Source organism: Actinotignum timonense (assembly GCF_900155575.1).
GTDB classification, from domain to species: Bacteria; Actinomycetota; Actinomycetes; order Actinomycetales; family Actinomycetaceae; genus Actinotignum; species Actinotignum timonense.
In genome coordinates this window covers 1,044,388-1,047,521 of record NZ_LT706966.1, presented here as the reverse complement: position 1 = coordinate 1,047,521, position 3,134 = coordinate 1,044,388, and the positions used below count along the sequence as shown (strand labels likewise).

3 protein-coding genes are annotated in these 3,134 nt (G+C 65.0%); 1 reads left to right on the top strand and 2 read right to left on the bottom strand.

Features of this window, described 5'->3' with window-relative positions; translation table 11 throughout:
• Both CZ322_RS04335 and CZ322_RS04330 read right to left on the bottom strand, forming a co-directional pair.
• The coding region (locus CZ322_RS04335) for a DUF3027 domain-containing protein (RefSeq protein WP_143231900.1) at nt 1-591 on the bottom strand (591 nt) is incomplete at its 3' end.
• Complete coding sequence (locus tag CZ322_RS04330; RefSeq protein ID WP_026428428.1) at nt 584-961, bottom strand: cold-shock protein; 378 nt, start codon at nt 959-961, stop codon at nt 584-586. The genes CZ322_RS04335 and CZ322_RS04330, both read right to left, overlap by 8 nt.
• Nucleotides 962-1,174: 213 nt before the next feature.
• Here CZ322_RS04330 and CZ322_RS04325 point away from each other — a divergent pair.
• A partial coding sequence (locus CZ322_RS04325) for a TPM domain-containing protein (protein ID WP_159454990.1) occupies nt 1,175-3,134 on the top strand: 1,960 nt, incomplete at its 3' end.

The window sequence follows — 3,134 nt, the reverse complement described above, 5'->3', positions numbered from 1 at the left end:
CCGCCCGCTGCGCTCGGCGCGCTCGGCCTTCTCCGCCGCGGCAGCCCGCGCCGATTCCTTACGTTCCTTTTCCGAAGCAGCCCGCGCCTGCGCTTTTTCCGTTTCCAGCTTGGCCAGCCGCTCGCTCCACGGCACCCAACGCGGAGCCAGCAAAGCACCCGCCCCGGGCAGCATCTCGATTTCGTTGAAGGTCACGGAACGAGCCCGGCTCGCCCGGCTCACCGTAATACTCCAGTACCAGCCGTGATACCCCGGATGGGTACAGGTAAAGAGGTAGGACACCACCCGGGTATCCTCCGCGAGGAATCCCGCGTACTCCCCCACGAAACGTTCTGCCACAGCCTCGATCAGGGTTGCCCGCGCTTCATCAACCGCCGCAGCAATTACCCGATCTTCGGGCAAGCCGGGCTGCGGCTCCACCCGCTTATCATCCGGGGTCACCGCCACGTTTTCATCAACGCGATCCTCCGGGCGCGCCACATCCGCACCCTCATCCGCGTGGCCTTCTACCCGCACCTCGGGGAAGTGCAATTCCGCGGCTTCAGCCCCCGCACCCCCCGCGCATTCTTCTTTTTCTTCATTCTTAGGCATCAAAATCATCGGCAACCGCACGCAAAGCGCGCGCGATCTGCCCTCCCCCTTCCGGGTAGCGGCCGCGCCGAAGCTGGGTGGAGGCCCCGTCCAGAAGCCGAATGAGATCTTCCACGATCACCACCGTTTCTTCCGGGGAACGCCTATTCTTCCGCGCGAGCGATTCAAGTTTGGTTATCGGTTCGACATTGAGTGCTTGCGGGCCGCGGCGCGTATCGGCAAGCCCGAAGGACACCCGCTGACCCTTGCGCGGCGTGAGCCCTTCCGGGAGGGCCGAGGAGGGCAGGAAGACCTGCGCACCGTCCTCATCGCTGACAATAAAGCCGAAGCCCTTAGCGGCGTCGAAAAACTTAACCTTTCCGGTTGGCACAACACTCTCATTTCTAGCAAAAACGCTTCGCACACGGTCGGGCGAAGCACCAGCGTCATTCTACCAGCGCCCCCGCGGGCACAGGCAACGCTACCGGCTGAACGCCCCGGCCCCTTTTCCCATCCCGCTCCCAGAATGCTGTGGTTAAATTGTGCTGTCCACCACGTAAGGGGCAGGCCCGGTGCCGCACCGGGCGCACGGAAGGTTGAAGTTATGGGGATCGTACGCCGGATAGCTGGAACACTCGCGCTCGCGGGCGCGCTGCTTCTTTCCGGCCCGCTGGCCGCCGCGGAAGAACCCCTCTCCAGCGTTGATCCGGTCACCGATCAGGCCCAGGTTCTTTCCGCCAGCGAAGAAGAGCAACTGCGCACCTCCCTCAATCGCCTCCAAGATGAGACGGATTACGCGGTGCGTTTCGTTTTTGTTAATAGGTTCGACGGCGCAGGCGCGGACCAGTGGCCCATTGAAACATTCAACCGGGCCGGGCTGTCTAGCGATGCCACCCTCATCGCGGTGGCCGTGGATAGCCGCCAGCTGGGCTACGCCTACGGCCGCGCGAGTTTCTCCGCTTCCGATCTGGATAAGGCTTTTACCGCGGAGGTCCGCGCCGCCTACCGGGACGGCCGCTGGCTGGAGGGTTCCCTCGCCTATACCCGGGAGCTGGCGCAGGGCGAAAAAACGGATTGGGCCAGCTTGGCGCTCGGGGGCGGCGCCGTCGTCGTTATTATCGGGGCCATTGTTTTCGTGCGCGCGCGGAAACGCAAGCAGGCGGAAAATAAAACTCGTGAAGATCTGGCCGCGCTCGGCAAACGTGCCGCCGCGGCGCTCTTAGCGACGGACGACGGCGTTCGCAGTGCCGCCGCGGAACTCAATTTCGCGCGGGCGCAATTCGGGGTGAATTCGGTGCGCGGCTTTGACCAGGCGCTCGCGCAGGCACAGCAGTATCTCCAGGAGGCTTTCAACCAGCGTCAGCTTTTAGATGACGATATTCCGGATACCCCGGAGCAGGTGCGCGCCTATAACACCGCGATTCTGGAGCTCACGGCAAAAGCGCAGCGGGCCATTACCGAGCAGGAAGAAGAATTCGCACGGCTGCGGGATTTGGCGGCCAATGTGGAGGAAGCCGCGGCGCGGGTGCGCGAGGGCGCGGCGGATATTCGCGCCAATCTTCCCAGCGCCACCCGGCAATTGGATTCCTTGGCGGCCACCTACGGGGAGAATGCGGTGGCGAGTTTCCGCACCTACCCGGCGGATATTGAAGCTTTGCTGGCCGGGGCGGATGATGCGCTCGGGCAGGTCGATCAGCTGCTCGGCACGGGTGAACGCAACCAGGCCGTGCCTTTTGTGCGCATTGCCGAACAGGCTCTGGACGAGGCCGCGGAACGCTACCGCGCTATTTCCAACGTCCAAGATTCTGTCAATCGGGCTTTCGCCCAGCTAGGTGAACATATCTCCTCAATTTCCGCGGATATTGCCGATGCTCATCGCATCGGCGGCGGGAATGCCCAGGTCGGGGCCGCGCGGGATCGGGCGGCGGCGCTGGTGGAGAAATATCGCGGGGAGCGGGTGGATCCGCTCGCCGGAATCCGCGAGCTCACCGAGGCGGAAAATGCCCTGGACGCGGCTCTTGCCCCGGCTCGGGATGCGGAGGAAAACTACCGGCGCCAAGTGGCCGGGCTGGAACGGGATCGCCAGCGAGCCCGGGCGGCAGTGCAGCGGGCGGAGGCGATGGTCTCGCAGAACCGCTGGAGCACCGGGAATGAGGCGCGCGCCCCGCTGGAGGCGGCTCGCACCGCGCTCCAAGCCGGGGATACCAGCGATGACCTGGCCAAACGCCGCGATTATTACGCGCGGGCCGAATCCTACGCCCAGCGCGCCACGGATGCTGTGCAGGAGGCGATGTCCGCCCGCGCTGCGGGAGGTTTCGGCGGAAACGGCGGCAACGGCGGCGGGGACGTGGGCAGCCTGCTACTCGGCATGTTCCTCGGCTCGCTGACCAGCGGCGGATCCCGCCACAATTCCGGCTGGGGTTCGGGCTGGGGTTCCGGTTTTGGCGGCGAGCGCTCCAGCGGCTTCGGCGGGGGCTTCGGCGGGTTTGGAGGGGGGGTCCGCGGGGGGTCTGTCTCCTTTTACACCCTTGGGTGGGATAAGAAAAAAGCCGCGGACCGCGGAC